The organism is Sphingobium sp. PNB (assembly GCF_019873065.1).
Taxonomy (GTDB): Bacteria; Pseudomonadota; Alphaproteobacteria; order Sphingomonadales; family Sphingomonadaceae; genus Sphingobium; species Sphingobium fuliginis.
Genome location: NZ_JAINEZ010000204.1, coordinates 1 through 1,640, shown reverse-complemented (window position 1 = coordinate 1,640; position 1,640 = coordinate 1). Strand labels below are relative to the sequence as shown.

Sequence of the window (1,640 nt, the reverse complement as noted above, 5' to 3'; positions counted from 1 at the left end):
CCTCTCTTATTCACCTGGCAGGTCATGAGGGGTTGGCGGGAGTGGTATAAGCTATTGGCTTACTGTAGGAAATTGGGTGTCGAGACCAATCCTGCAACGAGGCAATAAATGCCGCAGACCACACCCGCCGGGGGCAAGGATAAATCGCCGCTGATTTCGTTTCCAGTGGTATCGGGCAAGAAAGTGACAGGCGCGTTCGACGGCGGTCGCTTGACCTCGGACGGCGGGGTTCTGTTACTGGCGCAGGCCGAGCGCGAGTTGGGTATCTGCAAGCGCCTTGCGGGTTGCATTGCCGATCCGCGCGATCCGTCCCGGATTACCCATAAACTCGAAGATATCCTGCGGGCGCGCGTTCTGGCGATCGCCTGCGGCTACGAGGACGCCGACGACCTTGATGCCCTGCGCGACGATCCGGGCTTTCGGCTAGCCCTGGGCAAGCTGCCGGGAACAGGCCCGGGCCTGGCCAGCCAACCGACCATGAGCCGATGGGAGAACGCCCCGACCACGCGCGAATTGGCGCGTATGATGGTTGGCATGGTGGGCATCTACTGCGCCAGCTATTCCGAGCCGCCCAAGGCGGTGACGCTGGATATCGATGATACATGCGATGTCGTGCACGGCTATCAACAGCTGTCGTTCTGGAATGGCCACCATGGCGAGCGATGCTTTCTGCCGATCCATGTCTACGATACGGCAACAGGGCGGCCGGTCGCCATGCTTCTGCGAACCGGCAAGACCCCCTCGGGCGCGGAGGCCGCCGGGCACATCCGGCGCCTTGTGCGCCATATCCGTAAGCATTGGCCCCAAACGCACATCACCATTCGCGGCGACGGGCATTGTGGCAGACCAGAGGTCATGACTTTCTGCCAGTCGCATGGCATCGACTTTGTCTTCGGCCTGCCCACCAACGCCGCCCTGCGCGCCAATCCCGACATCGTCGCCGCCGCCGATGCCTGCGCCGTCCGGCGTGCCCAGGAAGACCGGGTAGTCCTGCGCAGCTATGCCGAGATCCGCTATGGGGCGAAAAGCTGGAAGTGTCAGCGCCGCGTCGTCGCTCGGATCGAAGCCAGCACCTTGGGCATGGACATTCGCTACGTCGTTACCTCCTTGGCAGAAGGCTCTGCCGAGCATATCTACGACAGCCTTTACTGCGCCCGTGGCCAGGCCGAAAACCTGATCAAACGGCACAAGACGCAGCTCAGCAGTGATCGAACTTCATGTCGATCGGCCAATGCAAACCAGATGCGGCTCATCCTGCATACCGCCGCCTACTGGTTGATGTGGCGCATCCAGCAGGCGATACCCAAGGCAAGCGCGCTCGCCGCTGCCGAGTTCGCTACGCTGCGTCTGCGGCTGCTCAAGGTGGCCGCCCGCGTGATCGAAACCGCAACCCGCATCCGCATCGCCTTCGCATCAGCCTGTCCCGATGCCAGCACCTTCCGGGCGATTGCTGCCGCCTTCAGACCTGCCCCGACATAGCCGCCCCGACCGTACCCCAGAACCGCTCCCTTCAACTTGCAAGCCTATCGAATATCTGCGGTGAAATAGACGCAGCACGATCGCTCGCCCTGATCCTTAAGCGACCCGTGCAACAGGCCCGGGTGCGGCAGAGGAAACGGCATTACGAATAAACCGGGCTA

Annotated in this window: 1 protein-coding gene; it reads left to right on the top strand. The window is 62.2% G+C overall.

Annotated features, from left to right (window positions below):
- Positions 1-108 precede the first annotated feature (108 nt).
- Positions 109-1,479, top strand: a complete 1,371-nt coding sequence (locus tag K7W03_RS27385; protein ID WP_222888118.1) for an IS1380 family transposase — start codon at positions 109-111, stop codon at positions 1,477-1,479.
- The last annotated feature ends 161 nt before the right edge of the window (positions 1,480-1,640 follow it).